Genomic DNA, 24,501 nt, shown 5'->3' with positions numbered 1-24,501 from the left:
GTGTGGGTGACCTCTCGTCCCCCTTTTTCGGGACACAGCGTGTGCTGCCGGACGACACCTGCAAGAATGGCTCTTGAGATCAGGGCATCGAATGGGCTCAGACTCGCTATGAAGAGCAGGTAAAAGTATGGCTCAGGGCAGCGTTAAGTGGTTCAACGGCGAAAAGGGCTTCGGCTTCATCGCTCAGGACGACGGCGGACCGGACGTGTTCGTGCACTACTCGGAAATCCAGGGTAACGGCTTCAAGTCCCTGGACGAAGGGCAGCGCGTGGAGTTCGAAATCGGCCAGGGTCAGAAGGGCCCGCAGGCCCAGCGCGTCGTCGCCATCTGACGTTTTTCCACGTCGAAGGCCCTCGCCCCATCCGGGCGGGGGCCTTCGATCGTTGAAGGGGTCGTAGCCGGTCAGTCTTCGAGTCGCCGCGTGACGGCCGTCATCGCCCGGCCGACGGCCCGGAGGTCTTCCGGCTCGATCACGTCCACGAAATGCTCCCGGACGGTGCGCAGATTGTCCGGTGCGGCGCGGCGGAGGGTCTCCTCTCCCGCCTCGGTGAGCCGCGCGCTGACCCCACGGCCGTCCTCGGCGGCCGACTCCCGCCGGACCAGACCACGGGACTCCAGCCCGTTGACGCGATGGGACAGGCGGCTGCGCGAGTAGTACGCCGACTTCGCGAGGTCGGCCATCCGCATCGACCGGCCCTCCGCTTCGGACAGCCGTACGAGCAGTTCGTACTCGGCGAGGGAAAGTCCGTGCCGCTCCCGCAACCTGCGGTCGAGCAGGTCGACGAAACGCACCGATCCTTCGATGAACGCCCGCCAGTCGCGTTGCTGGTCCGCGTCGAGCCAGTTGGTCACGCCGCCAAGGTAGCAGTTGACACCTTCAACTACTTCGCCCTAGTTTTGGTTGAAGACTTCAACTAGATGGGGTGTGTGATGGCGAACGACGCTTGGGTGGTGCAGGAGCTGGACGCCGAGACGATCGAAAGTCCCGCGTTGTGGTTGCTGGCCGACAGTGGCCACACGGGCGGGCTCCTCGGCGCGAACCGCCTCTACCTTCGGGCCGGGGAGCCGGGAACGAAGCCGCATTTCCACGAGAAATCCGCGGAAGCGTTCTATGTACTCGACGGGACGCTCCGCATGCTGGTGGGCACCGAGCTGATCACCGTCGACAAGGGTGGTTACGTCGTGGTGCCGCCGGGCGTCCGGCACGCGTTCGCCGCGCCGCCGGAGCTCGCCGCGGACGTGCTCATCACCCTCACTCCCGGTATCGAGCGATTCGGCTACTTCCGGGCCCTGCCGGAGATCCTGCGCGGAGACCTGCCGCTGGACGAGGTCGACCGGATCCACGAACGCTACGACGTCCATTTCGTCGACGCGCCGGAATGGGACGAATCTTTCGACCTCGGGCGAAAATAACCGGGCTGGGATCACCTCGCGCGGTCGCGCGAGGTGATCCGGGCGGCCGAAGTAGTTACCCCGGCGCCACCGCCCGTCCGGTCTGCGGTGAGATCGCCCCCGCGCACAGCCCGCGGGCGGCCAGGCCCTGTGCGATCCGCGGGATGGCGGCGATCGTGTTGGCGGGCCAGTCGTGCATGAGGATGAGCTGCCCGTTGGTGAGCCGGGCGTTCGCCGCGACGATCGCGTCGGTGCTCGCGTTGTTCCAGTCCTGCGAGTCGACGTCCCAGATGATCTGGGTCAGCCCGTACCGCGCCGCCACCGACCGCACGGTCGAGTTAGTCTCGCCGTAGGGCGGCCGGAACAGCTTCGGCGTACCGCCACCGGCGTTGGCGATGGCCTGCTGCGTCCGCGAGATCTCCGAATCGATCTGCGACGGGCCCAGCTGCGTCAGATGCGGATGCGTGTAGCTGTGGTTCGCGACCCACATCCCCGCGCTGACCTGGGCCCGCACCAACGCCGGATTCGCGGCGGCGTTCTGGCCCACGTTGAACATCGTGGCCCGCAGCCCGTTCTGCCGGAGCGCGTCGAGCAGCCGGGAGGTGGTGCTGGACGGGCCGTCGTCGAAGGTGAGCCCGACGTAGCCGGAGCACGCGGCGGGAGTGGCACCCGGGGCGAAGGTGAGGGCGGCGACCAGCGCCGCGACGGCGAACACCGGATCACCCGCTCACGGTGATACTGGAGTTCCCGCTGCTCTGGTATCCCTCGGTCGCCATGATCATGTAGTAGTTGAAGGATCCCAGCCGCATCCCGGCGCGCGCCCAGGCGTCGAAGTGGTTGCCGGTGGTGATGGTGCCGCCGGTCCGCCTCGACTGCCGGACACTCCAGTACTGGTTGAAGGTCTTGGTGCCTTCGACGGACGGGGCGTTGTACCTGGTCGTCTGGTAGATGTCGTACGTCCCGCCGTCGCTGGTGACGGTGCCCTTGTAGGTCCCGGTCGGCCGGTAGCTCCCCCAGTTGTCGACGATGTAGTACTCCACCAGCGGATTCGACGTCCAGCCGTACAGGGTCAGGTAGCCGTTGCCGGACGGGGAGAAGCTGCCGTAGTAGCTGACGTTGCGCCGCCCGCCGTTGCTCCAGCCCTTGCCGGCCACGAAATTGCCGGTGTTGCTCCACGAGGTGCGGTAGCTGCCGCCGGAGCTCAGGGTCATCGAGACCGAACCGGGCCGATCGGTCCAGAACGAGTAGTAATAGCCGTTGTTCGTACCGGTCTGGTTGGTCGTGATCACCGTGTCGGCCGAGGCCGTGCCGGGGACGAACGCCGTGAGCAGCGCGGCCGCGCAGGCCCCGCTCAGAAACCGCCGGAACCGGGATTTCCCGAGAGATCTCATCCGTGTGCTCCCTCTTCGTCGAGGTGTGCCGAGAGAAAAAGTGTCTGTGGCCTCCAGGAATCCGGTCAAAGACTTTCGAAGAAGTTTCGGAGCTCGCGAGAGTGTGGCCAGGTTCATCCGCGGGACCGACGATGGGCTCTGGAGCTCCTCTCGCGGCACCCGATATCGTCAAGGGATGCTTGTGATCGTTCGTGAGCACCCGTGCGGCCTGGCGCGGTGAACCGCTCCGTTCCGGAGCCCGGGCAGGTCGGGCGGAAGGTGCGGCTGCGCGAGGTCGGCCTCCGGGATCGCCGGGTCCTGATGGGTTTCGACCGTGACATGGCCCGCGAGGCGACACCGCTGATCGGCGGTGGGCACCGGCATTGGGCCTCGCATCGGTCGAGGTCCGCCGGTGACGACATCCACTTCGGCATCGAGACGGTGCGCGGCCGGATGCTGGTCGGCTCGGTCTGCACCATCGGCGCCGACCCGGCGACCGGCCTGTTCGGCTACGGCATCGGGATCGCCCCGCGCCATCAGCGCTGCGGGTACGCCACGGACGCCATCACCGTCCTCCTGTCGCATATGTTCGAGCAGCGCGGTTTCCGCAAATGCGAGGTCAGCGTGTACGGCGGCAACCTGGCGTCGCTTTCGCTGCACGGCGGGCTCGGCTTCCGCGAGGAAGGCAGGCTGCGCGACACCGAGGTGGTGCGCGGCGAGATCAAGTACCTGGTGCGGATGGGGATCACGGCCGAGGAGTTCGCCACGCGCCGTCCGGACGATCTCGGCGACCCCGGCCGCCGCGGGCTGCACCGGCGGCCCCGCCGCGGCAAGCACTGGCGTGCGCCCGCCGCGGTCAGCGGGTGATCCCGGCCTCGTAGGCGAAGACGACGGCCTGGACGCGGTCGCGGAGCCCGAGTTTCGTGAGGATGCGGCCCACATGCGTCTTCACCGTCCCCGGCGAGAGATACAGCAGTTCGGCGATCTCGGCGTTGGACAGGCCGCGGGCCAGCTGCTGCAGCACCTCGCGCTCCCGGCCGGTGAGCAGGTCGAGCCGTTCGTCCGAGGTCGGCGCGGGAAGGCCGGTGACGACGCGGTCGAGCAGCCGCCGGGTGACAGTGGGGGCGAGGGTGGCTTCGCCGGCGGCGACCACGCGGACGGCGGAAAGCAGGTCCGGCGCCAGTGCGTCCTTGAGCAGGAAGCCGCTGGCTCCCGCCCGGAGCGCGGCGTAGACGTACTCGTCGAGGTCGAAGGTGGTCAGCACGAGGACACGGGTGCGATGTGCCGCGGCGATCGCCGCGGTGGCCTCGACGCCGTCCATTTCGGGCATCCGGACGTCCATGAGCACGACGTCGGGATCGAGGTCCGCCACCAGCCGGACGGCTTCCGCGCCGTCACCGGCCTCGCCGACGACGTCGATGTCGTCGGCGTTGTCGAGGATCATCCGCAGACCGGTGCGCACCAGCGCCTGGTCGTCGGCGATGACCACCCTGATCGTCATGAGGGCAGGGTCGCGCGGACGGCGAAGCCGCGTTCCGGCCGCGGTCCCGCGTCGAAGGTGCCGCCCAGCAGGTTCACCCGTTCTCGCATCCCTTCCAGGCCGTGCCCGGTGCCGGGCGGCGCTTCCGCCGCGATGCCGTCGTCGGTCACTTCGATCTCCAGCGTGTCCGGCCCATAGCGCATCACGATAGTCACCGAGGCATCCGGGCCGGCGTGTTTCAGCACGTTCGTCAGGGCTTCCTGCACGATCCGGTAAACCGAGAGGTCCACTGTGGACGGAAGCGGGCGCGGCTCCCCTTCGACGAGGAAGTCGACCGGGGTGCCCGCCGCGCGGATGTCGGCGGCCAGCCGCGGCAGGCGTTCCACCCCCGGCCGCGGTTCCCAGTCCGGCGTGTCCTGGCCGAGCGCGCCGAGCAGCCGCCGGATCTCGGCCAGCGCGGTCCGCCCGGTGCCGACGATGGCGTCCAGCGCCTCCCGCGCCCGCTCCGGCCGCCGCTCCAGTTCCGCTTGGGCGCCCTGTGCCTGCAGGACCACCACCGAAAGCGCGTGTGCGACGACGTCGTGCAGTTCGCGGCTGATCCGCCCGCGTTCGGCCGCCACGGCCAGCGCCGCCTGGGTGTCCCGTTCGCGTTCGAGATCGGCGGCCCGTTGTTCGAGCACCGACAGCCGGATCCGGCGCTGGCGCGTGTTCAGCCCGGCCAGCCACGCCACCGTGAGCGACAACCCGATACCCGCGAACCCTCCCCAGTCCTGCACCTGGGTGTCGTCGTCGGCGTCGGCGGGTGGCGACAGCGGATCGATGATGATGATCCGCGGCGGCGTCGGGGCGTGCGTCCGCGAGTTCACTTCCGAGGCATAGACCGACCACAGCCCGGCGACGAGCAGTCCCGCGGCCAGCAGGGCGAGGGATCGCCGTCGCGACCCCCAGGCCGCGACGGAGAAGAGACCGACCAACGCCACGAGGTCGACCGGACGAAGATCGTTGCCCATGGCCAGATGCAGTAGGGAGGCTACCGCTCCCGCCGCGAAGGTGAGCACGGGATTGCGGTGCCGAACGAGCAAAGAAGCCAAGGCCACCAAGGAAGCCAGCCACCACTCGAGGCCTTCCGAACCCTCGGTCGTGACCACAGTGGACAGTCCGATGAGTACGGTCAGCCCGCGGTCGACGGCCTTCGGATGACTTCTGAGTACGGGCAGCACCGGCCGAGCGTAACCCGGGATCGGCCGGGGCGGATCCACCTCGCGGCAGACCTTCGGGTACGACCTGCGACAGAGGAACCGGCGCCGGAGTCGTGCTCTCGGGCCGATGCGCGAATACGAAGCCAGGGCACAGGCTGGGAGCGGAAATCCTCGACAGAACGGAAACCTCATGAGAAGGCTTCTCGTCACGCTGGCCGTCCTCGCCGCCGTGGTGTCCCTGGCGAGCCCGGCGTCGGCGGAGGCGACGTCGCTGACGTTGCCGCCGCCGACCGGTTCGCGTCCCGTCGGTGCCACCGACCTGCACCTGATCGACGACTCGCGACGCGACCCGTGGGTACCGACCGGGCCACGGGAGCTGATGGTGTCGATGTTCTACCCGGCACTGCTGCCGACAGGCCCGAGGCGGCCGTATCTGACCCTGGCCGAAGCCACGGCCTTCCTGACCGAATCCGGGATCCCCGATATCGACCCCGCACGAGTCGCCGGCGTCCGGACCAGCGCCCGGGTCGATGCCCCGCCCCTGCCCGGGAAGCGCGCGCTGGTCGTGCTGTCACCCGGGTTCGGCAAGCCGCGGGCCACGCTCACCGGGCTGGCGGAAGAGCTGGCGAGCAAGGGCTTCGTCGTGGCGGTGATCGGCCACAACCACGAATCCCACGGCACCGCCTTCCCCGACGGGCACGTCACCGGCTGTGCCGCCTGCGGGTCGGACTCCACCCTGCTCCCGCCGGTCCGCGCCGCGGACGTCTCGTTCGTCCTCGACACGCTGACCGGGCCTTCGTCGCGGTGGTCCTGGCTGATCGACCGGACGCGGATCGGCATGGCCGGGCATTCCATCGGCGGCTACAGCACGCCGACGGCGATGGTGACCGACCAGCGGATCCGCGCCGGGGCGGACCTCGACGGCAGGCTGTGGTCACCGATCCCCGCCTCCGGCATCGACCGGCCGTTCCTGCTGCTCGGCCGCGAAAGCGAGTACACCCCGGCCGGTCCGGACACGACCTGGGCGGCCAACTGGCCGCACCTCACCGGATGGAAGCGCTGGATCAGCGTCGCCACCGCCGGGCACGCGTCCTTCACCGACGTCGGGGTGCTCGGTGAGCAACTCGGGCTGAGCAAACCCGGACTGCTCGGTGGTCTGCGCGGGATGGAGCTGACCAGGGCATATGTGTCCGCGTTCTTCGACGCGCACCTGCGCGGTGGGCATCAGCCGTTGCTGGACGGACCGGTGGCGGGCAATCCCGAGATCAAGTTCTGGAACTAGGCCCGGGGGACCCCGGTGAGGTCGGCGGAGAGCTGCCAGAGCCGCGCGGCCTCATCGGCGTCGATCGCGTAGGGGCGGACGCCGGTCAACGGGCCGCCTTCTTCGATGGCGATCTCGGCGACGTCACAGTCTTCGCAGTAAAGCCCACCCAGCCCGTCGAGCAGCGGTGAGGTCGCCGCCCAGACCTGGGTGGCCGCGCCTTGCTGCGGCGATTTGAAAGACGGGTCGGCCTGGTTCCCGTGTTCGTCGATCCAGCCGAGGCCGACCATCTCCTCCTGCCGGAGGTGCCGCTGCAGGGGAGTGAGGATGGCGCCCGGATGCAGGCTGAACGCGCGGACTCCGTGTTCGGCGCCGAGCGCGTCCAGGTGCACCGCGAACAGCACGTTCGCGGTTTTGGCCTGGCCGTAGGCGAGCCACCGGTCGTACCCGCGCTCGAACTGGACGTCGTCCCAGCGCATCGGCGAATCGTGATGGCCCGCGGAGGACACGGTGACGACACGGGCGCCACCGGAAGCGGTCAGTGCGGGCCAAAGCCGGTTCACCAGGGCGTGGTGGCCGAGGTGGTTGATCGCGAAGTGTGACTCCCAGCCGGGGCCGACCCGCCGTTCCGGCGCGGCCATGATCCCGGCGTTCGCGATCAGCAGGTCGATCGAGCGGCCGGTGCCGAGGAATCGGCGGGCGAAGGTCTCGACGCTCCCCAGGTCGGCGAGGTCGAGTTCGCCGACCTCAGTGCCGGAGATCCCGGTGAGGGCGGCCTTGGCGTCGGCCGGACGACGGGCCGGGACGAGTACCTGCGCGCCGGCGTTCGCCAGCGCACGCGTGGTTTCCAGGCCCAGTCCCGAGTATCCGCCGGTGACGAGGGCGAGCTTGCCGGAGAGGTCGATGCCGTTCAGGACCTCCTCGGCGGTGCTGTGCGCGGTGAAGCCGGAGCCGATCTTGTGCTGTGTGGTGGTCATGTGGCGAACGCTAGGAGCTAGAGGACTCTCTAGGTCAACACTGCCGAACGCTATCGTCGGCCGGGTGACGGAACTCGCGATCGGCCAGGTCACCGAGCGAACGGGCCTCAGCGTGCACGCGCTTCGCTTCTACGAGAAGGAAGGGCTGCTCGCCGCACCCGTGAAACGAGACGTGAACGGTCGCCGCGTCTACACCGAGCAAGACGTCGAGTGGCTGGTGAACTGCACGAAGTTCCGCGCGTCCGGGATGCCGCTCGCCACCATCCGCGAGTTCGCCGCGCTCGTCCGGGAGGGGCCGGGGAACGAGGAAAAGCGGCTGGGTCTGCTGCGGGAGCACCAGAACCAGGTCATCGGGCGGATCGCCGAACTGAACGACTGCCTCGAGTTGATCAGCCGGAAGGTCGAGGTCTACGAGGATCACGTCGAGCGGGGGACGGCGGACGCCCTATGGCGGTAGTCCGTCACGTTTCGCGCGGCGGCCTCGTCCCAGTGGCATGACAACACAGATCACCAGGTTCACCGCCCAGAAGACGATCTTGCTGAAGACCTTCAAGCGAGACGGGACGGCCGTCGGGACGCCGATCAACATCGCCGTCGAAGGCGATCACGCGTACATCCGCACGTATGACGCGGCATGGAAGGCCAAGCGGATGCGGAACAACCCGCGGGTCGAGATCGCACCTTCGACGTTCCGTGGCGTCCCGACCGGGGAGGCGGTCCGCGGGCACGTGCGTCTGCTCGACGGGGCCGAGGCGAAGCACGCGGCGGCGTGCCTCGCCACGAAACACCGGCTGCTGCACGGCTTCCTCGTACCGATGCTGCACCGGTGGAAGAAGTACACGACCCTCCACTACGAGTTGAAGCTGGATCATTAGCATCCCGGACCGAGCACTGTCCTCTGTCCACAATGGACAAACGACACCACTCGATCGGTGCAACGTTTCGCCTGGCGATCGACCGGAGCGGCCCCTAGGCTTTTCCGACTGCGACCTGCGAGGTGAGACGATGAGGTCCTTCGGCTCGGCGGATCCGGTCAAGGTGGCGCTCGCCGGGCTCACCACGATGGCCCTCGGGATGGCGGCGGCGCTCAACGCCGACGCCCTGCCGGTGATCGGCGGCGGCACCACCTATTCGGCCGAATTCTCCGACGCGGGCGGGCTGCGCGCGGACAACGACGTCCGGATCGCCGGGGTGAAGGTTGGGAAGGTGTCCGAAATCGACCTCAAGGGCGATCGGGTGCTCGTCTCGTTCCGGGTGAGGGACGCCTGGCTCGGCGACGCCACCGGTGCGTCCATCCAGATCAAGAACGTCCTGGGGCAGAAGTACTTGGCGCTCGACCCGCGCGGCGAAACGATCCTCGATCCGGGCGAGCCGATCCCGCTGCGGCGGACCACCGCACCCTACGACGTCCTCGAAGCGTTTCGAGATCTGTCGAAAACCGTGGACGATATCGACGTCGATCAGCTCGCGAAGAGCTTCGACACGATTTCAGCCACTTTCGCCGATACGCCGGCCGATGTCCGCGCCGCGCTCGACGGGATTTCGAAGCTTTCCGGCACCATCGCCTCGCGCGACCGGCAACTCCGGACCCTGGTGGCGAACACGCGACAGGTCTCGCAGACCCTCGTCGACCGCGACGCCGAGGTCCAGCGGCTGATCCAGGACGGTGACACGCTGCTGCGCGCGATCTCCACCCGGCAGCAGGCGATCAAGGATCTGCTCGACGGGTCGAAACGGCTGGCGACCGCGCTCGACGGCATCATCGCCGACAACGACGGGCAGCTCGGGGCGGTGCTCGAACAACTCGACAGGCTGACGTCGATGCTTCAGCGCAACCAGGACTCGCTGGCCAAGGGCATCGCCGTGTTCGCGCCGGCGATCCGGCTGCTCACCAACGTCGGGGGCAACGGACGCTGGATCGACGGCTATCTGTGCGGGCTCGTCCTGCCGTCGTTCGGCCCGCTCAACGAAAAAGGCTGCTTCGAGAAGTGAGGGTCACGGCTTCGTCCGCCGGAGCCAGAACAGTCCGATGACCGGCAGCACCAGCGGGATGAAGAGATAGCCCTGCCCGTAGACCGACCACACGGTGGCGTGCGGGAAGGCCTCGCGGTCGAAAAGACTGAACGTGCCCACGGTCAGCACGCCGATCAGTTCGATCCCGCAGGCGAGCAACGCGATCCGCCACCAGCCCGCGCCGCGGCGGGCGAGGGCCACGGTGGCCAGGAGATAGACGACGGCCGCGAACGCGGACAGGACGTAGGCCAGCGGGGCCTCGTGGAACTTGGTGCTTATCTGCACGGCCGCGCGTGACGTCGCCGCCAGCGCGAAGATCGCGTACACGGCGACCAGGATCCGGCCAGGGCCCGACGCCTTGTCCTGAGGCGCCTTGTCCTGTGCGGTGTTCTCACTGACGTCCTGGGTGGCTTCGCCCACCGTGTTCTCCTCGGTTCCTTCAGGCACTGGCGCCCGCCCAGACCTCGTTCAGCCGGAGCACCATCACCGGGATGGCGAGGCAGGCGATCCCGAGGATCGCGGTGCTCGACCGGGTGCGCTCCGCCAGCGCCCAGAACGTCCCGAGCGGGAGCACGACCAGGCAGCCGATCAGATAGGCGAGGTAGGTGGCCATGCTGCCGGGGCGGCCGCCGCCGATCAGCAGCACGACGCCGATGACGAGCTGGGCCACCAGGAGGAGTTCGACCACGCCGAGGGCGATGAGCAACGGGTTGTCCGGCAGTTTTTTTCGCACGGACTGCACGAAACTCCACACCGCGACCAGTGTCGCGCAGATCGCGACGGTCACCGCGAAGCCTGTGATCACGTCCGCCTCCTTACCTACTCCGCCGTCGACAACGTACCTTCGGGCGCCTTGTCACCGACGGGCGACCGGCGGGCCGCGTGGCGGGCACCACGCGCCGCACAGTGGTCCAGACCTCGGGTGAATAGATCACGAAGCCCGTTCGGTTGGCGTTCTGCCAATTTGTCCGGACATTATCGTTTTAGCGCTTCGACCAGGTATTACGACGCAGGTGCGATCCTGTTACACACCGACCGGGTGGTTGGAAACCCAGTTGATCTCACCCTGGGTACGCCTACTATTCGGTAGGTTTCGAATTCACGTCCCTGAACAGCCCATCCGAACCCCCGATATGGCGGATTGGCCGTTCGCAATCCTGCGGGTGGAATATTCCCCATCGCGATGGTGCACTTGGCCCATCCGATTGGTGCCAAGGAGGGGGCGCTCGATGGACATCCGGTACGAAGCGTATTGCTTCGCGGATCCGCTGTTCTTCGATGAGCAACGGGAAACCGGAGACGCCGCCGACGATTACGCCGCCCTCTTGCCCGCTCCCGAGACCGGCTGGCGCGCCGGAGCGCGCGGAGTGTGGCGGATGCTGCAGCCACTTGCTCGAAACCTTCCCTTACAGGGCTGGAAAATCCATGTGTCGGCAGGTTTGAGCAACGCCGAGCGGGTGCTCGTGAAGGTGCACGAGCATTGTATCGAGCACAATGTGTCGTACAAGCATCTGCGCTCCAGGGGCACCCTGCTGGCCCGGAATTCCAAATACGCGCCGCGTGACGGAAGCGGTAAGTTACTGACTCTTTATCCAGCTGACAACAACGAGCTGGAGCGCGTTCTAGCGGAGCTGTCCGTGAAGCTGGAGGGGGAGCCGGGCGCGTATATTCTGAGCGATCTACGCTATGGTGCCGGCCCGCTCTACGTCCGCTATGGCGGATTCGCCGAGCAATGGGTCGAGCTGGACGGCAAGCGCGTCCTCGCGGTGCGCAAGCCGGACGGCACGCTGGTCCCGGACAAACGCGAGCCGACCTTCTCCGTCCCCGACTGGGTGACGATTCCGGAGTTCCTCGCCCCGCACCTCGCGGCCCGCAAGGGCGGCGACCCGGCGCAGTTCCCCTACCGAGTGAAGAAGTCCCTGCACTTCTCCAACGGCGGCGGCGTGTACCTCGCCGACCGGAACGCCGACGGCGAGCAGGTGGTCCTCAAGGAGGCCAGGCCGTACGCCGGGCTCGACCGCGACCTGATCGACGCCGTCGAGCGGCTCCGCCGGGAGCACGAGGTGCTGGAGCGGCTCAAGGGCATCGAAGGCATCCCCACCGCCCATGACCGCTTCACCGTCTGGGAGCACCACTTCCTGTCGATGGAGTACATGCCCGGCGTCCCGCTCGGCAGCTGGCTCGCCCGCAATTACCCGCTCACCCGCCGGGACTGCACCGAAGCCGACATCGTCGCCTACACGAAACGCGCGTTGGCGCTGGTGGAGCGCGTCGAGAAGATGGTCGAGGCGGTGCACGACCGCCGGATCGTCTTCGGCGACCTGCACTCGATGAACATCCTGGTCGACGGCGACGACGACGCGGTCTCCCTGATCGACTTCGAGATGGCGGCCGACGTCGACGGCGGCGCCCGGCCGGCGCTCGGCGCCCCCGGTTTCCGCGCCCCGCGGGACCGGCACGGATTCGAGGTCGACGAGTACGCGCTCGCCGTCCTGAAGCTGTGGATCTTCCTGCCGCTCACCACCCTCCTCGAACTCGCCCCGGCGAAGCTGCGCGGGCTCGCGGACTTCGTCCAGCGGCGCTTCGACGTCCCGGAGGGCTACGCCGACGCGATCGTCGCCGAGCTGGCGCCCCGGAACGCCCCGCCGCGGTCGAGCGAGACCGAACTCGACCAGGACGAACCGGACTGGACGCTGGTCCGCAAGCAGATCACCGAAGCGATCCTCGCCAGCGCGACCCCCGAACGCACCGACCGGCTCTTCCCCGGCGACATCGAGCAGTTCCGCGTCGGTGGGGCGTGCTTCGGGTATGGCGCGGCCGGCGTCCTCCACGCGCTGAACGCCGTCAACGGCGAACGGCATACCGATCACGAGAAGTGGCTGCTGGAGTCGGTCCGGCGCGACCCGCCGGGACGGCCGGGGTTCTACGACGGCTCGTACGGGATCGCCTACGTCCTCGAAGAACTCGGGTACCGCGACGAAGCGACCAAGATGTTGTCGGCGTCGGCGACGCTGGTGGAGCAGACCACCGACCACGGCCTCGAAGGCGGCCTGTCCGGGATCGGCCTGACCCAGCTGCACTTCGCGGTGAAGCGCAAGGACAACGAGTTCGGCAGGCAGGCGCTCGCCACCGCCGTCCGGCTCGCCGAAGCACTCGAGACCGCCGACCCGCCCGGCGCCTTCGCCAGGGCCGGGCTGCTCAACGGCTGGTCCGGGCCGGCGCTGCTGTTCATCCGGCTGTTCGAGCGCACTCGCGAAGAGGGCTGGCTCTCCTTCGCCGATCAGGCGCTGGAGCGGGACCTGGAGGAATGCGTCGAGTCAGACGACGGCTCGCTGCAGGTCCGGGACGGCGAGACGAGGACATTGCCCTACGCGGGTGTCGGCAGCGCCGGGATCCTCATGGTCGCCGAGGAGCTGGCGAAGCACCGTCCGGACGCGAAGGCGTTGAAGAGCCTTCCTGGCCTGCGCGAAGCCTGCCGCGGCGAGTTCGTCATCCACCCCGGCCTGCTGTTCGGCCGGACCGGGTTGATGACCGCGCTCGCGATGGGCGCGGAGCCGGACCAGCGGGTCCGCGACACGATCGATCTGCATCTTTCCCGGCTGGCCTGGTACGCGGTGCCGTACAAGGGCGGCCTGGCGTTCCCCGGCAACCAGCTGCTGCGGCTGTCGATGGATGTCGTCACCGGCGGCGCGGGCATCCTGCTCGCCCTCGCCGCCACCCTGGACGGGAAGGCCGTGCTGCCGTTCCTGTCCTCCAGAACTGCCGGTCGCTGACGACCGGCGGACCAGGAAAACAACGAAAGGGAACACGATCATGGAACTCGTTCTGGACCTGCAGGCCATGGAAGCTCCCGAGGTTCTCGAAACCGGCGGTGGCGGCAGCCACGGCGGTGCCAGCAACCTCAGCCTGCTGGCCTCCTGCGCGAACAGCACGGTCAGCCTGCTGACCTGCCACTGATCACTGAGTGATCGGTGAGGGCGCGGGAGCGGCACAGGCCAAGTGCGCCGCTCCCGCGCCCCTCATTTTGCCGGTCGAATCATCTCGTTGGGATCACGTTGTAAGGAGTGGGATGGCGGGTTCCGCCGATCGACTGCTGGTCTCCGTGACCATGCTGGATCGCCCCCGCCTGATCGCGCTGATCTTCAGCGCCCTCGCGGGGACCGCGGCGGGGCTGCTCCTGCCCGGCGCGCTCGCCGCCGCGGTCGACGCCGTGGTCGCGGGACGCCCCAGCTTCCCCGAGGTGTCGTGGCTGCTCCTGCTGGGTTTCACCGAAATCGCCGTCGGCCTGATCGGCGGGATCCTCACCGCGCGGATGACCGCCTCCGCGACCGCGTGGCTGCGCCGCAAGCTCGCCGACCGCTATCTCGCGCTCGGCACCCGGTCCACCTTCGCCGACGGTGACGCGATCAGCAGGCTCACCGGTGACTGCACCGGCGCCGGCCTGGTCGCCTCGGTCGTCGTCCAGCTCGGCTCGTCGACCCTGATCTCCGGCGGCGCTGTCGTCCTGCTCGCGCTGATGGACTGGCGGCTCGCGCTCGTCTTCCTCGGCAGCATCCCGTTCGCGCTGATGCTCGCGCGCACCCACTTGAAGAACACCGCCGACGACGTCCTCACCTACCAAGAGGTCTCCGGGGAACTGGCGGCGAGGATGGTCGACGCCGTCGCCGGGCTGCGCACGATCGCCGCGTCGGGTACCGCCGACCGCGAAGCCGAACGAGTGCTGCGGCCGCTGCCGAAACTGAGTCTCGCGGGCCGGGGGATGTGGCGCACCCAGGCCAGGATGGTGTGGCGATCCGGGCTGCTGCTGCCCGCGGTGGAACTCGCCGTACTGGCCGCGGCCGGGTTCGGCGTGCTGGAGGGGAGGCTGAGTGTCGGCCAGGTTCTCGCCGCACTCGGTTACGTCGCGCTCGGCATGGCCATGGTCACCCAGATCCCGTTGCTCACCACGCTTTCCCGCGCGCGGTCGTGTGCGCGGCGGATCACCGAGGTACTGGGGTCGCCCGTCCCGGAACCGGGCAAGCTGGGGGTCGTCCCCGGCCGGGGCACGCTCGAACTGCGCGGCGTCACGGTCGAAGGCGCGTTGCGGGAGGTCGACCTCGTCGTCCGCGGCGGCCGGTTCACCGCCGTCGTCGGGCGGTCCGGTTCGGGGAAGTCCGCGCTGGTCAACGTCCTCGGCGGCCTGCTCATCCCGGACGAAGGGACGGCGGTGCTCGACGGCCGCCCGCTGGAGGACCTGCGCCCGCACGAACTCCGCGCGGTCGTCGGATTCGCCTTCGAACGGCCCGCGCTGCTCGGTGCGACCATCGGCGACGCGGTCGGGTACGGCTCGTGGGCCGGTGAGGCCGCCGTCCGCGCCGCCTGCCAGTCCGCGCAGGTCGACGACCTGATCGTCCGGCTGCCGAACGGATACCGGACACCGCTTTCGGAGACGCCGCTCTCCGGCGGGGAGGCGCAGCGGATCGGGCTGGCGCGCGCGATCGCGCACGCGCCGAGGGTGCTCATCCTCGACGACGCCACCGCCAGCCTCGACACGGTCACCGAAGCCGCCGTCGAGGAGGCCATCGAACGCACCCTGCCCGGCCGGACCCGGGTGGTGGTGACGCATCGCGCGGCCACCGCGGCGCGGGCGGACGCGGTGGTGTGGCTGGAAAGCGGCCGGATCCGCGCGGTCGGCACCCACGAGGAGCTGTGGCGGAAGCCCGCTTACCGCGCCGTCTTCACCGGGAGCTTGGGGGCGGAGGAGAGGTGAACAGCGAAAAGGGCACTGAGCACGACGCGAACCCGCCCCGGCCGAAGGCCCCGCTATCGCGGCGGCGGGGCGCCCTGACATCACGTCGTGCGAGGACCGGAAAAAGGCGCCCTGGCGACGCGATCGCGGTCGCGGGTTCGCCAACGAGCACCGAGGGGGCGCAGTGAGCGTCTGGGGCCTCTATCGCTCGGCGCTGGCCGGGCAGTGGAGGGGCGGGCTGGTGCTCCTGGCCTGTTCGGTGCTGGAGAGCGCGCCCGCCTTCTTGTCCGGTCGCCTGGTCGAACTCGCGGTTGACGAGGGGTTTGCCGCGGATCGGCCAGGCACCGGACTGCGTTGGCTCGCGGTGTTCGGCCTGGTCGCGGTGATCGGTGCGCTCGGTTCGCGGCTGGTGTGGCATCAGCTCGGCAAGGTCGTCGAACCGCTGCGCGACGCGCTGGTGACCGCGGTGGTGCGCGGGGTCCTGCACGATCCCTCGCCACCGCGGAACCAGCCGGACGCCAGCGGCGTCGCCCGGATCACCCAGCACGTCGAGGTGGTCCGCGACGCCACGGCCGGGTTGCTGGTGCAGGCGCGCGGGATGGTCGTGACGACGGTGGCGGCGCTGGCCGGGTTGTTCACCGTCGCCGGTTCGCTCGCGCTGATCGTCGCGATCCCGGTGGTGGTCGCGGTACTCGTCTTCGCCTGCCTGCTGCCGTCGCTGGCCCGCCGTCAGCGCGCGCTCGCGCTGGCCGACGAACGGACCGCCGAGGTCGCGGGCGCGTCGCTGTCCGGGATGCGCGACATCGTCGCCTGCGGTGCGGAACCCCTTGCCGCGCTTGAGCTTTACGACGCCATCGACACACAGGCCAAGGCGGCCGTGCGGGTGGCGCGGTCGGGGGCGGCGCGGACGGTGGTGATCGCGACCGGCGGGTTCGTGCCCTTGCTCCTGGCGCTGCTGGTGGCCCCGGGCATGGTCAAGGACGGCGTGCTCACCGCCGGTGCCGCGCTCGGCGCCCTGGTCTACCTCGCGACGACGATGCAACCGGCGTTGCGGGGACTGGCGTCGACCGCGAGCACCGTGGTGCTGCGGCTGATCGTCGCGCTGCGGCGGCTGGCGGAGACCGCGGAAGCCGAACCGGAACCGGACGGGACGGCCGAACCCACCGGGACCGCGATCTACGTGCGGGACCTGACCTTCAGCTGGGGCGCGGCGGCGGAGCCGGTGGTGCGCGGGCTGAACCTGCATCTGCGCCCCGGCGAACGGCTCGCGGTGGTGGGGCCGAGCGGGATCGGCAAGTCGACCCTGGCCGGGCTGCTGACCGGGATGCTCGAACCGCAGGGTGGCCGGGTGCTGCTCGGCGGGGCCCCGGTCCGGGAGGTCCCGGCGGCGGTGCGGCACCGGATGGTCGCGTTGATCCCCCAGGAGGCGTACGTCTTCGCGGGCTCCGTGCGGGACAACATCGGCCTGTTCGCGCAGACGGCGATGGACGCCGAACTGTGTGCGGCCGCGACCGCCGTCGGGGCGGAACCGCTGGTCACGCGGCTGGGCGGACTAGACAGCGAGATCGGGCACGGGACACTGTCCGCCGGCGAAGCGCAGCTGATCGCGCTCGCGCGGGTGTACGCGAGCGACGCGGGCGTCGTCATCCTCGACGAGGCGACCTCGCACCTCGACCCGCCCGCCGAAGCCCGCGCGGAGCGGGCGTTCGCCGAGCGGGGCGGGGTGCTGGTGGTGATCGCGCACCGGCTGTCGTCGGCGTTGCGCGCGGACCGGGTCCTGGTGATGGACGGCAAGGAGACCGCTCTCGGCACCCACCTCGAACTCATGGACCGGTCCACGCGCTACGCCCAGCTCATGCACGCGTGGGCGCCGCGGCTGCCGTTACCCGGTGAGCAGTTCTTCGAGCGCGCTCCTGAGTAGACCTTCGACGGGCACCGGACGCCGGGACCCGCGATCGACGAAGACGTGCACGAAGTGGCCTTCGGCGATCAGCGTTTCCTTCGAGTACATCCCGACCTCGTAGCGGACACTCGACCGCCCGAGATGCCCGACCCGCAGGCCGACCTCCAGTTCCCCCGGGAACGACACCGAAGCGTGGTACTTGCACTGCGATTCGACGCACAACCCGATCACGCCACCGGTTTCGATGTCGAGTCCGCCGCGTTCGATCAGCCACGTGTTGATCACGGTGTCCATCACCGAGTAGTGGACGACGTTGTTGACATGCCCGTAAACGTCGTTGTCCTTCCACCGCAACGGAACCGTCTGCCAGTGCGGGTACTCGGCGTTCACCACAGCGTCACCGAATCCCGCAGGATCCCGGCGAGGTCCGCATCGGAGGGCTCACGCGGCGCCGTCGCCAGCAGCCGTTGCTGTTTCACCGTGCCGGACACCAGGGAGTCCACATCGGACTCCGCGTAGCCGACGGCGCCGATCCCGTTGGGGATACCGATCTCGCGCATGAGCCGCCGCAGCACCTCGGGCAGATGGTCCTGCAGATCGCCCGGCCATTCGAAGTCCGGGGCGAGCAGCCTGGCCGCCCGGAGGTGCCTGTCCGGGCAGGCGTCGTAGGTGAAGCGGAACGCCGCGGGCGCGGTCAGCGAGACCGCCATCCCGTGCGGCACCATCGGCTCTTCGCCGGGATAGCCGTCCGGATGGAATTCCCGCACCTGCCCGGCGATCGGATACGCGTTGGCGTGCGGGATGTGCACCCCCGCGTTGCCGAAGCCGAGTCCGGCGAACGTCGCCGCGAGCGCCATCGCCTCGCGCGCCTTCATGTCCGAGCCGTCCCGCACCGCCGCGGGCAGGGCCCACGACAGCAGCCGCAGTGACTGCTCGGCGAACATGTCGGCCAGCGGATTCGCGCCACAGTAAGGAACCCGGTCCTCCGGGCGTTTCCGGTCGAACTCGGTGTACGGCTTGGCCGTATAGCTTTCCGCGGCGTGGCAAAGGATGTCCATCCCGCTCGCGGCGGTGACCTCCGGCGGCTGCGAGACCGTCAGCTCCGGGTCCACCACGGCCAGGCTCGGCCGCAGCCGGAGATGGCTGATGCCGCTCTTCACCCGCAGTGACAACACGTCCAGCACGCACACCGTCGTGCTCTCCGAACCGGTGCCGGTGGTGGTCGGCACCGCGACCAGCGGTTTCAGCGGTGCCGTCGGCGCGCGGCCGCCGCCGACCGGCGCGTTGACGTAGTCCATCAGGTCGCCGTCGTTGCTGGTCAACAGGTTCACCGCCTTCGCGGTGTCGATGGCCGACCCGCCACCGACAGCGACGAAGGCGTCCCACTCGCCGTGCCCCTTGGCGAAGTCGACGGCCTTCCGCATGCTGACGTCCGTCGGCTCGACATGCACTCCGTCGAAGACGACCGCTTCGATGCCGTAGCTCCGGATGCCTTCGGCGATCCGTTGGGGCCGGCCCGTCGCGGCGACACCCGCGTCGGTCAGCACGAGCACCCGCCGGGCGCCGTACTGCGTGAGGTCGTACCCGATCTCGTCGCTCGACCCGGTGCCGTATTTCAAGGCCGGTGCGCCGTATGTGAAAACTGTTTCACGTCCAGCGGTGGCTGAGGTCACGTTTCCGCGCTCCCTTGCTCGAACACGTCCCGATTTCGGACATTCTGCCGCCCCGGGGTTGCCGGAATCGAAAGATCGCTTGACGGCACCGATCACCGCCCGCCTAAGCTCTTCTCATTAGATACCAACTGGGAGCGTCCGTCGCCCACACGGCCGTGCGGATCCTGACCGAGGCACGAGTCCACCGCGTGTACGCGGTGGTGGGCGACTCTTTCCTGGATCTGCTCGACGCACTGCAACGCGAGCGGTCGATCACCTTCGTCTCGGCGAGGCACGAAACCGGCGCGGCCTTCATGGCCGAGGCCGAAGGCAAGCTCACCGAACACCCGGCGGTCCTGCTGGCGGGCCGGGGGCCGAGCGCGGCCGGGCTCGCGATCGGCGTCTCCACGGCGTACCAGGACGAGAGCCCGATGGTCGTCCTCCTGGAGAACCCGCCGTCGAGTCCCGGCCCGACCAGTGAACTGCCCACCGCCGACCTGACCGCGATGTTCGAACCCATCGCCAAGTGGACGGGCCGCGCGGAGACGCCGGAGGAGGTCCCCGGGCTGCTGGTCGAGGCGCTGACCCGCTGCCGCGAAGGACGTCCCGGCCCCACCGTCGTCGCCGTCCCCGCCGACTTCTGGGGTGTCCCGTTCGACTCGGCCAAACCGGTCGCGTCCGTGCGGCCGCCCGCCACCGGCGCGCTCGGCCGGACCGCCGAGGCGGTCGCGCAGCTGGTGGACGAGGCCCGCTACCCGGTGGTGATCGTCGGCGGCCGGGCCCGCGCGGCGCGGGACGAGCTGATCGCCGTCGCCGACGAGCTCGCGCTGCCGGTGTACAACGCCTTCCGCCGTCAGGACGCCTTCCCCGAGAACCACGCGCGCTACGCCGGCCACCTCGGCATCGGCATCCCCGCGCGGCAGCTCGACGCGCTGGAACGCGCCGACCTCGTCCTCGCGCTGGGCACGCAGCTCGACGAGGTCACCACCCAGTCCTATCGCTACCCCACGCCGTCGCAGACGCTGGTGCTGGTCGGCACCGGGATCGAGCCCGCCCGCCGCGGCGGCCTGACCTTCCGGGTCGACTCCGAGGTCGAGCCCTTCCTGCGTGAACTGCGTACGGTCGCCTCGCCGCGGACCCGCCGCGCGTCGGCCGCGAACGCCGCCGTGCACACCTTCATGACGCCGCCCGACACCAGCGGCGCCACCCGCGTCCATCCGGCCGACGTCATCCGCGCCGTGCGCAAACTCGCGCCCGAGGACGCGATCGTGACCAGCGACGCGGGCAACTTCGCCCAGTTCATGCACCGCTACTGGTGTTTCACCGCGCCGCGCAGCCAGCTCGGCCCGAGCAACGCCGCCATGGGCTACGCCGTCCCCGCGGCGATCGCGGCGAAACTCGCCGAGCCACGCCGGACGGTGATCGCGATGGTCGGCGACGGCGGGGCGCTGATGACCGGCCAGGAGATCGAGACCGCCGTCCGCTACCGGGTGCCGGTGACCGTCCTGGTGTTCCAGAACGGCCTGCACGGTCCGCTCGCCGTGCACCAGGCGCGCAAGCACGGACGGCTGTCGGGCGTGACCGTCCCCACCACCGACTTCGCGTCGTGGGCACGCGGGCTCGGCGCCGCCGGGTACACCGTCGACGACCGCGAGGAGCTGGAGCCGATCATCGCCAGCGCGCTGGTCCGGCAACGGCCGTGCGTGATCGACATCAGGACGGATCCGGACGTGGTGACGCCGGACATCCGGCTGACGAGCCTGCTGGGCGCCGCGCGGCCCCAGCAGGGCGGCCAGTAGGGATTACCGGGCGGTACTTTTTCTCAGGGGATACACAGAAACCCTTGTGGTGCCGCCTTCACCTGCCCCAAGGGGTGGGAAAGTGGTGACGACTCGGCCGAGTTTCGGTCGCGTAGACCGGATTTTGTCGGCCGGCCGTGGCACAATCGCCGCAACACCGAGAGTCCGATGAGGACTGGGTGGGCAGGAGCGGCCAGCGGGGCCGCGGCCGTCCGCCGGTGAGTTGTTGGCACGCAGTAGGTACAGCGTTGTGTTGACACAGGGGAGAAAACATGGCTGACGAGACGAAGCCACAGGACAAGTCCAAGTCCGTTTCCGGCGTGGTGCCGGTGCAGTTCAGCGCGGACGCGGAGACCCACGACGTCGCGGTCGTGGCCACCAATCGTGAAGCGCTGCGCCGTTCGCCGTTCGGCGCGGACGTACCGTTGCGTGCGGCGAGCGGCGAATAGCGCCAGTGGTAAAGAGCACCGTGCGGGGCGCCGCACACCCGGGTGAAGACGCTTGTCGGCCTGCGTGCGGTGTGCTTTACTGATTAAGGTCTCGATTTTTGTGTTCGTGTTGGTTCACGCTCGCAGAACTCAGCGGGCGTAGTGTCTCCTCGCGCATCTGAGGAAGCAAACCGTCTGGTCATGACCCGGGCTGCCGACGTGGCTTCCTGTTTGTTTGTGTTGCATATGGAGATTTTATGACTCAGGGCACTGTGAAGTGGTTCAACTCCGAGAAGGGGTTCGGCTTCATCACTCCCGACAACGGCGGCGGCGACGTCTTCGTGCACTACAGCGAGATCAAGGGCAACGGCTTCCGTACCCTCGAGGAGAACGCCCGCGTGGAGTTCGAAATCGGGCAGGGCGCGAAGGGTCCGCAGGCCACCTCGGTCAACGTGATCTGATCCAGGCTTTCAAGCAGGGCCGTCTCCCTCGGGAGGCGGCCCTGCTGCTTTTTCCGGGTCCTCACGGGGAGACCAGCCCGGCTTCGTAGGCCAGCACGATGGCCTGTGCCCGGTCCCGGAGCGAGAGCTTCGCGAGGATCCGGCCCACGTACGTCTTCACCGTCTGCGCCGAAAGCACCAGATCCGCCGCGATCTCCGGATTGGACCGTCCTTTCGCGATCAACCGCAGCACCTCGCGCTCGCGTTCGGTCAGGACGTCGAACCGGGCGGGCGAGGGCCGCGGATTCGGTGCGACGGCGACGAAGTTCGCGATGAGCCGCTTCGTGACGGCGGGGGAGAGCAGCGCGTCCCCGGCGGCGACCACGCCGATGGCGCCGATCAGTTCGGCCGACGGCGCGTCCTTCAACAGGAACCCGCTCGCGCCCGCCCGCAGGGCTTCGTAGACGTAGTCGTCCAAGTGGAACGTGGTCAGGACGATCACCTTCGGCTTCTCGCCGTCGCCTTCGAGCAGCCGCCTGGTCGCTTCGAGGCCGTCCATCACCGGCATCCGGATGTCCATCAGGACGACGTCCGGCGTGGTGGGCAGCGCGGCGATCCCGGCCAGCGCGGCCATCCCGTCCCCGGCCTGGCCGACGACGTCCAGCCCCGGCTGCGCGTCCAGCAGGCTCGCGAAACTCTCCCGCACCATGGCCTGGTCGTCGACGATGAAGACGGTCGTCACGCTTCCCCCGTGAGTTTCAGCGTGACGGCCACCCGGAAACCGCCGTCCGCCCGCGGCCCTGTCTCGCACGAGCCGCCGATCAGCGTAACGCGTTCGGCGATCCCGGCGAGGCCTGTGCCGTCCCCGGCCGAGGGCGCCGGAGCCCGCGTGGGCGGCCCGTTCTCGACGAGGATCGTGAGCGCTTCCGGCTCTCGTCGCACGTCGACGTCCACACTCGACCCCGGGCTGTGCCGGGCCGCGTTGCTCAACGCCTCCTGCAGGATCCGGTACGCGGCCAGGCCGACAGTGCCCGGGACGTCGTCGCCGCCGGTGATCCGGGAACGGACCTCGATCCCGGACGCCCGGCAGCCGTCGAGCAGCCCGGGCACCTCGGCGAGCCCAGGCTGTGGTTCGTGTTCCGGTTCGTCGTCGTCGTCCCGCAGCACGCCGACGAGCCGCCGGGCCTCGTCCAGCGCTTCCCGTGCCGCGACGCCGAGTGCGCGGAACTCCTCCGTGATGCTCTCGTTGACGCCCGGGAGCCGATAGCGGGCGCTGTCGGTGCGCAGGGCGATCAGCGAGAGGTGATGGCCGATGATGTCGTGCAGTTCCCGCGCGACCAGCGCCCGTTCCTGCAGCGCGGTCCGCTTCGCCCGCTCTTCGACCGCCGCCCGTTCGGCCGTGTCGGCCTGCGCCAATGCCCGCCGACGTTGCTGCATGCCGTAGCCCGCGACGATGGTCACGGCCACCACGAGCAGGGACAACACCAGGGTTTTCGTACCGGAACGCGGGATCTGGGCGATGCCGACCCCGACGGCGAGTACCACCGCGATGATCGAGATCCCGGTGCCCTGCCGGGGTTTCGTCCGGGCGAGGGTCATCGCCAGCACCGGCAGGTACGGCAGGACGTGGGTCTGCAACGGCCATTCGCTCAGCGTCGCGTGGAACGGCGGATCGGGTGCGGGGAAGAGGACGGCGACGGTCGCGGTGACCATCCCGACCGCCGCCACGCGGACCGCGGTCAGCGGGAAGCGCACCACCAGCAGCGGCGGCGCGACCTGGAGAAGCAGCAGGACGAAGACCAGCGGCAGGCTTTCGGGGCCGAGGTAGTGCCCCCAGGCGCCGAAGGTCACGCTCACCAGCACGGCGAGTATCGAGGCGGCGAGGACCCCTTTGAGCCAGCCCGGCACGTGCCACCAGGCCGAAGCCGGTTCGAGATCGGCGTCGCGCCCGGTCAGGAGTGCCCACCCCAGCGAATCCATGGCTCGACGCTAACGACGCGGCGGTCCGGGCACATCCCCGCGAGGGGGACAGCCGGGGTCCCCCAGGGGGTGACGAAAGTCGAGGTCCCCGCCTGACCTTCGGGAGCTGCCCCGGACCGCCGTGACCGGCGACGATCCTCACCATGAACGGGAAGATCGGTGGAGTGGCCTTGGTCCTCGCACCGCTCGTGTGGTTCGCGGGACTGCTGTCGCGGCATCTGGTGCTGAAGGACTTCACACCGGAGCAAGTGGCCTGGTTCGACGAGCAGCCGTTCGCCGCGCCCGGCCAGTTGGCCGCGTACGCCGCCAATCCCGGCTTCGTCACGGCCGCGTACTCGCTCTTCCTGCTCGGCGCGGTCCTGTCCTTCGTGGCGTTCCTGGCCCTGGCGAAGCTCGTCGCGGCGAAGGCGCCCGCCCTCGCCGTCTGGGGCCTGATCCTGCTCGTCTTCGGCCTGTTCGCGCGGCTCTACTTCGCGGGCGTCGATCTGACGGCCTTCCGGCTCGTCGACACGCTCGGGGTGGACCAGGCGACCAAGATCGTGATGGACGGCTACGTGGACCTGTCCTACGGGTTCTGGCGGATCCCGGTCACCGCCTCCGTCGGCCAGTTCGCCGGGGGACTGGTGCTGGCCATCGGGACCTATCGGGCGGGGATCTTCGGCACCGGACGTGCCCTGATGTTCCTCTGGCCTTGCACCATGTGGGTGGGAGTTCTCAAGGAGAGCGACCTCTTCGGGGTGCTCGGAGCGGGTGCCGCCTGCCTGGTCCTGGTGCCGCTCGGCGTGCGGATACTGCGGAATCGGCCGCCTTCGGACCGGGGGCGGCGACCCCTCTCCTGGTGATGCAACCTTTTGCAACTCTTTCTTTCGCGGCCCCGGC

General features: G+C 69.3%; 27 protein-coding genes. 15 read left to right on the top strand and 12 right to left on the bottom strand.

The genetic code is table 11. The features are described 5' to 3' along the window. Positions 1-127 precede the first annotated feature (127 nt). On the top strand, positions 128-331 hold the full coding sequence (locus SD37_RS39480) for a cold-shock protein (RefSeq protein ID WP_037319102.1): 204 nt from the start codon (positions 128-130) through the stop codon (positions 329-331). Between the two features lie 71 nt (positions 332-402). On the opposite strand, the gene SD37_RS39475 is transcribed toward SD37_RS39480, so the two are convergent. Continuing rightward, on the bottom strand, positions 403-852 hold the full coding sequence (locus SD37_RS39475) for a MarR family winged helix-turn-helix transcriptional regulator (protein ID WP_044855183.1): 450 nt from the start codon (positions 850-852) through the stop codon (positions 403-405). A 78-nt stretch (positions 853-930) separates the two neighbouring features. Between SD37_RS39475 and SD37_RS39470 the strand changes: the two genes are divergently transcribed. After that, positions 931-1,413: a cupin domain-containing protein gene (locus SD37_RS39470; protein WP_083255205.1), complete on the top strand. Its 483-nt coding sequence runs from the start codon at positions 931-933 to the stop codon at positions 1,411-1,413. A 55-nt stretch (positions 1,414-1,468) separates the two neighbouring features. Here the strand turns inward: SD37_RS39470 and SD37_RS39465 are convergent, their stop codons facing one another. Both SD37_RS39465 and SD37_RS39460 read right to left on the bottom strand, forming a co-directional pair. Continuing rightward, positions 1,469-2,107 (bottom strand): polysaccharide deacetylase family protein, encoded by a 639-nt coding sequence (locus SD37_RS39465; protein ID WP_044855181.1) that lies wholly within the window; start codon positions 2,105-2,107, stop codon positions 1,469-1,471. 4 nt (positions 2,108-2,111) lie between these two features. After that, on the bottom strand, positions 2,112-2,783 hold the full coding sequence (locus SD37_RS39460) for a glycoside hydrolase family 11 protein (protein ID WP_037319113.1): 672 nt from the start codon (positions 2,781-2,783) through the stop codon (positions 2,112-2,114). 201 nt (positions 2,784-2,984) lie between these two features. Between SD37_RS39460 and SD37_RS39455 the strand changes: the two genes are divergently transcribed. Further along, entirely contained in the window at positions 2,985-3,629 is a 645-nt protein-coding gene (locus SD37_RS39455; protein ID WP_044855180.1) for a GNAT family N-acetyltransferase, read from the top strand. On the opposite strand, the gene SD37_RS39450 is transcribed toward SD37_RS39455, so the two are convergent. Both SD37_RS39450 and SD37_RS39445 read right to left on the bottom strand, forming a co-directional pair. Next, positions 3,619-4,263, bottom strand: coding sequence for a response regulator (locus SD37_RS39450; protein ID WP_044855179.1), 645 nt, complete (start codon positions 4,261-4,263; stop codon positions 3,619-3,621). The genes SD37_RS39455 and SD37_RS39450 overlap by 11 nt on opposite strands. Continuing rightward, on the bottom strand, positions 4,260-5,462 hold the full coding sequence (locus SD37_RS39445) for a sensor histidine kinase (protein WP_044855329.1): 1,203 nt from the start codon (positions 5,460-5,462) through the stop codon (positions 4,260-4,262). The genes SD37_RS39450 and SD37_RS39445 overlap by 4 nt, the downstream gene beginning before the upstream one ends. Before the next feature lie 169 nt (positions 5,463-5,631). Between SD37_RS39445 and SD37_RS39440 the strand changes: the two genes are divergently transcribed. Then, positions 5,632-6,723: an alpha/beta hydrolase family protein gene (locus tag SD37_RS39440; protein ID WP_044855178.1), complete on the top strand. Its 1,092-nt coding sequence runs from the start codon at positions 5,632-5,634 to the stop codon at positions 6,721-6,723. Here SD37_RS39440 and SD37_RS39435 read toward each other — a convergent pair. Then, entirely contained in the window at positions 6,720-7,679 is a 960-nt protein-coding gene (locus SD37_RS39435; protein WP_044855177.1) for an SDR family NAD(P)-dependent oxidoreductase, read from the bottom strand. The genes SD37_RS39440 and SD37_RS39435 overlap by 4 nt on opposite strands. Before the next feature lie 64 nt (positions 7,680-7,743). Here SD37_RS39435 and SD37_RS39430 point away from each other — a divergent pair, with 64 nt between their 5' ends. From SD37_RS39430 to SD37_RS39420, 3 genes are all read left to right on the top strand, one after another. Beyond that, the gene (locus tag SD37_RS39430; protein ID WP_044855176.1) at positions 7,744-8,136 is read left to right on the top strand and encodes a MerR family transcriptional regulator; all 393 of its coding nucleotides are present in this window, start codon (positions 7,744-7,746) and stop codon (positions 8,134-8,136) included. Positions 8,137-8,173: 37 nt separating this feature from the next. Then, positions 8,174-8,554 carry a PPOX class F420-dependent oxidoreductase gene (locus SD37_RS39425; RefSeq protein ID WP_044855175.1) on the top strand — a complete coding sequence of 127 codons (381 nt, stop codon included), beginning with the start codon at positions 8,174-8,176 and terminating at the stop codon, positions 8,552-8,554. 130 nt (positions 8,555-8,684) lie between these two features. Continuing rightward, the gene (locus SD37_RS39420; protein ID WP_044855174.1) at positions 8,685-9,671 is read left to right on the top strand and encodes an MCE family protein; all 987 of its coding nucleotides are present in this window, start codon (positions 8,685-8,687) and stop codon (positions 9,669-9,671) included. 3 nt (positions 9,672-9,674) lie between these two features. Here the strand turns inward: SD37_RS39420 and SD37_RS39415 are convergent, their stop codons facing one another. After that, a complete protein-coding gene (locus tag SD37_RS39415) occupies positions 9,675-10,139 on the bottom strand; it encodes a hypothetical protein (protein WP_418189798.1) in 465 nt (154 codons plus the stop codon). Next, on the bottom strand, positions 10,132-10,497 hold the full coding sequence (locus SD37_RS39410) for a hypothetical protein (RefSeq protein WP_044855173.1): 366 nt from the start codon (positions 10,495-10,497) through the stop codon (positions 10,132-10,134). The genes SD37_RS39415 and SD37_RS39410 overlap by 8 nt, the downstream gene beginning before the upstream one ends. Before the next feature lie 424 nt (positions 10,498-10,921). Between SD37_RS39410 and lanKC the strand changes: the two genes are divergently transcribed. The 4 genes from lanKC to SD37_RS39395 all read left to right on the top strand — a co-directional run bounded on the left by lanKC (position 10,922) and on the right by SD37_RS39395 (position 17,341). Beyond that, positions 10,922-13,465, top strand: a complete 2,544-nt coding sequence (lanKC, locus tag SD37_RS39405; protein ID WP_044855172.1) for a class III lanthionine synthetase LanKC — start codon at positions 10,922-10,924, stop codon at positions 13,463-13,465. Between the two features lie 40 nt (positions 13,466-13,505). Continuing rightward, positions 13,506-13,649, top strand: a complete 144-nt coding sequence (locus tag SD37_RS42925) for a SapB/AmfS family lanthipeptide (protein WP_143104629.1) — start codon at positions 13,506-13,508, stop codon at positions 13,647-13,649. 112 nt (positions 13,650-13,761) lie between these two features. Next, the gene (locus SD37_RS39400; RefSeq protein WP_044855171.1) at positions 13,762-15,441 is read left to right on the top strand and encodes an ABC transporter ATP-binding protein; all 1,680 of its coding nucleotides are present in this window, start codon (positions 13,762-13,764) and stop codon (positions 15,439-15,441) included. A gap of 163 nt (positions 15,442-15,604) precedes the next feature. Then, positions 15,605-17,341 carry an ABC transporter ATP-binding protein gene (locus SD37_RS39395; RefSeq protein WP_044855170.1) on the top strand — a complete coding sequence of 579 codons (1,737 nt, stop codon included), beginning with the start codon at positions 15,605-15,607 and terminating at the stop codon, positions 17,339-17,341. Here SD37_RS39395 and SD37_RS39390 read toward each other — a convergent pair. Further along, the gene (locus SD37_RS39390; protein ID WP_044855169.1) at positions 17,303-17,716 is read right to left on the bottom strand and encodes an acyl-CoA thioesterase; all 414 of its coding nucleotides are present in this window, start codon (positions 17,714-17,716) and stop codon (positions 17,303-17,305) included. The genes SD37_RS39395 and SD37_RS39390 overlap by 39 nt on opposite strands. Next, positions 17,710-18,942, bottom strand: coding sequence for a hydroxyacid-oxoacid transhydrogenase (locus tag SD37_RS39385; protein WP_044855168.1), 1,233 nt, complete (start codon positions 18,940-18,942; stop codon positions 17,710-17,712). Before SD37_RS39385 ends, SD37_RS39390 begins: the two co-directional genes overlap by 7 nt. Positions 18,943-19,124: 182 nt before the next feature. On the opposite strand from SD37_RS39385, the gene SD37_RS39380 reads away from it, so the two are divergent. From SD37_RS39380 to SD37_RS39375, 3 genes are all read left to right on the top strand, one after another. Then, positions 19,125-20,774, top strand: a complete 1,650-nt coding sequence (locus tag SD37_RS39380; RefSeq protein ID WP_256376598.1) for a thiamine pyrophosphate-binding protein — start codon at positions 19,125-19,127, stop codon at positions 20,772-20,774. Positions 20,775-21,046: 272 nt separating this feature from the next. Beyond that, on the top strand, positions 21,047-21,223 hold the full coding sequence (locus tag SD37_RS43340; RefSeq protein WP_162835891.1) for a hypothetical protein: 177 nt from the start codon (positions 21,047-21,049) through the stop codon (positions 21,221-21,223). A gap of 236 nt (positions 21,224-21,459) precedes the next feature. Continuing rightward, positions 21,460-21,663, top strand: a complete 204-nt coding sequence (locus tag SD37_RS39375) for a cold-shock protein (protein ID WP_037319152.1) — start codon at positions 21,460-21,462, stop codon at positions 21,661-21,663. A gap of 61 nt (positions 21,664-21,724) precedes the next feature. Here SD37_RS39375 and SD37_RS39370 read toward each other — a convergent pair whose 3' ends face one another. Together SD37_RS39370 and SD37_RS39365 are read right to left on the bottom strand one after the other, a co-directional pair. Next, the gene (locus tag SD37_RS39370) at positions 21,725-22,384 is read right to left on the bottom strand and encodes a response regulator (RefSeq protein WP_145926837.1); all 660 of its coding nucleotides are present in this window, start codon (positions 22,382-22,384) and stop codon (positions 21,725-21,727) included. Next, complete coding sequence (locus SD37_RS39365) at positions 22,381-23,622, bottom strand: sensor histidine kinase (RefSeq protein WP_052675104.1); 1,242 nt, start codon at positions 23,620-23,622, stop codon at positions 22,381-22,383. Before SD37_RS39365 ends, SD37_RS39370 begins: the two co-directional genes overlap by 4 nt. A 143-nt stretch (positions 23,623-23,765) precedes the next feature. On the opposite strand from SD37_RS39365, the gene SD37_RS39360 reads away from it, so the two are divergent. Beyond that, positions 23,766-24,464 carry a hypothetical protein gene (locus SD37_RS39360; RefSeq protein WP_052675103.1) on the top strand — a complete coding sequence of 233 codons (699 nt, stop codon included), beginning with the start codon at positions 23,766-23,768 and terminating at the stop codon, positions 24,462-24,464. Positions 24,465-24,501 lie beyond the last annotated feature (37 nt).

It is taken from the genome of Amycolatopsis orientalis, from assembly GCF_000943515.2.
GTDB lineage: Bacteria > Actinomycetota > Actinomycetes > Mycobacteriales > Pseudonocardiaceae > Amycolatopsis > Amycolatopsis orientalis.
Note: the sequence above shows the minus strand (reverse complement) of the source record. Positions and strands in the feature narration are given on the sequence as shown.

Coding starts and splice junctions, on each gene's coding strand:
- SD37_RS39460 (WP_037319113.1), bottom strand. CDS start 2,783: ATGAGATCTCTCGGGAAATCCCGGTTCCGGCGGTTTCTGAGCGGGGCC.
- SD37_RS39375 (WP_037319152.1), top strand. CDS start 21,460: ATGACTCAGGGCACTGTGAAGTGGTTCAACTCCGAGAAGGGGTTCGGC.
- SD37_RS39480 (WP_037319102.1), top strand. CDS start 128: ATGGCTCAGGGCAGCGTTAAGTGGTTCAACGGCGAAAAGGGCTTCGGC.
- SD37_RS39400 (WP_044855171.1), top strand. CDS start 13,762: ATGGCGGGTTCCGCCGATCGACTGCTGGTCTCCGTGACCATGCTGGAT.
- SD37_RS42925 (WP_143104629.1), top strand. CDS start 13,506: ATGGAACTCGTTCTGGACCTGCAGGCCATGGAAGCTCCCGAGGTTCTC.
- SD37_RS43340 (WP_162835891.1), top strand. CDS start 21,047: ATGGCTGACGAGACGAAGCCACAGGACAAGTCCAAGTCCGTTTCCGGC.
- SD37_RS39420 (WP_044855174.1), top strand. CDS start 8,685: ATGAGGTCCTTCGGCTCGGCGGATCCGGTCAAGGTGGCGCTCGCCGGG.
- SD37_RS39360 (WP_052675103.1), top strand. CDS start 23,766: ATGAACGGGAAGATCGGTGGAGTGGCCTTGGTCCTCGCACCGCTCGTG.
- SD37_RS39470 (WP_083255205.1), top strand. CDS start 931: ATGGCGAACGACGCTTGGGTGGTGCAGGAGCTGGACGCCGAGACGATC.
- SD37_RS39435 (WP_044855177.1), bottom strand. CDS start 7,679: ATGACCACCACACAGCACAAGATCGGCTCCGGCTTCACCGCGCACAGC.
- SD37_RS39450 (WP_044855179.1), bottom strand. CDS start 4,263: ATGACGATCAGGGTGGTCATCGCCGACGACCAGGCGCTGGTGCGCACC.
- SD37_RS39365 (WP_052675104.1), bottom strand. CDS start 23,622: ATGGATTCGCTGGGGTGGGCACTCCTGACCGGGCGCGACGCCGATCTC.
- lanKC (WP_044855172.1), top strand. CDS start 10,922: ATGGACATCCGGTACGAAGCGTATTGCTTCGCGGATCCGCTGTTCTTC.
- SD37_RS39425 (WP_044855175.1), top strand. CDS start 8,174: ATGACAACACAGATCACCAGGTTCACCGCCCAGAAGACGATCTTGCTG.
- SD37_RS39440 (WP_044855178.1), top strand. CDS start 5,632: ATGAGAAGGCTTCTCGTCACGCTGGCCGTCCTCGCCGCCGTGGTGTCC.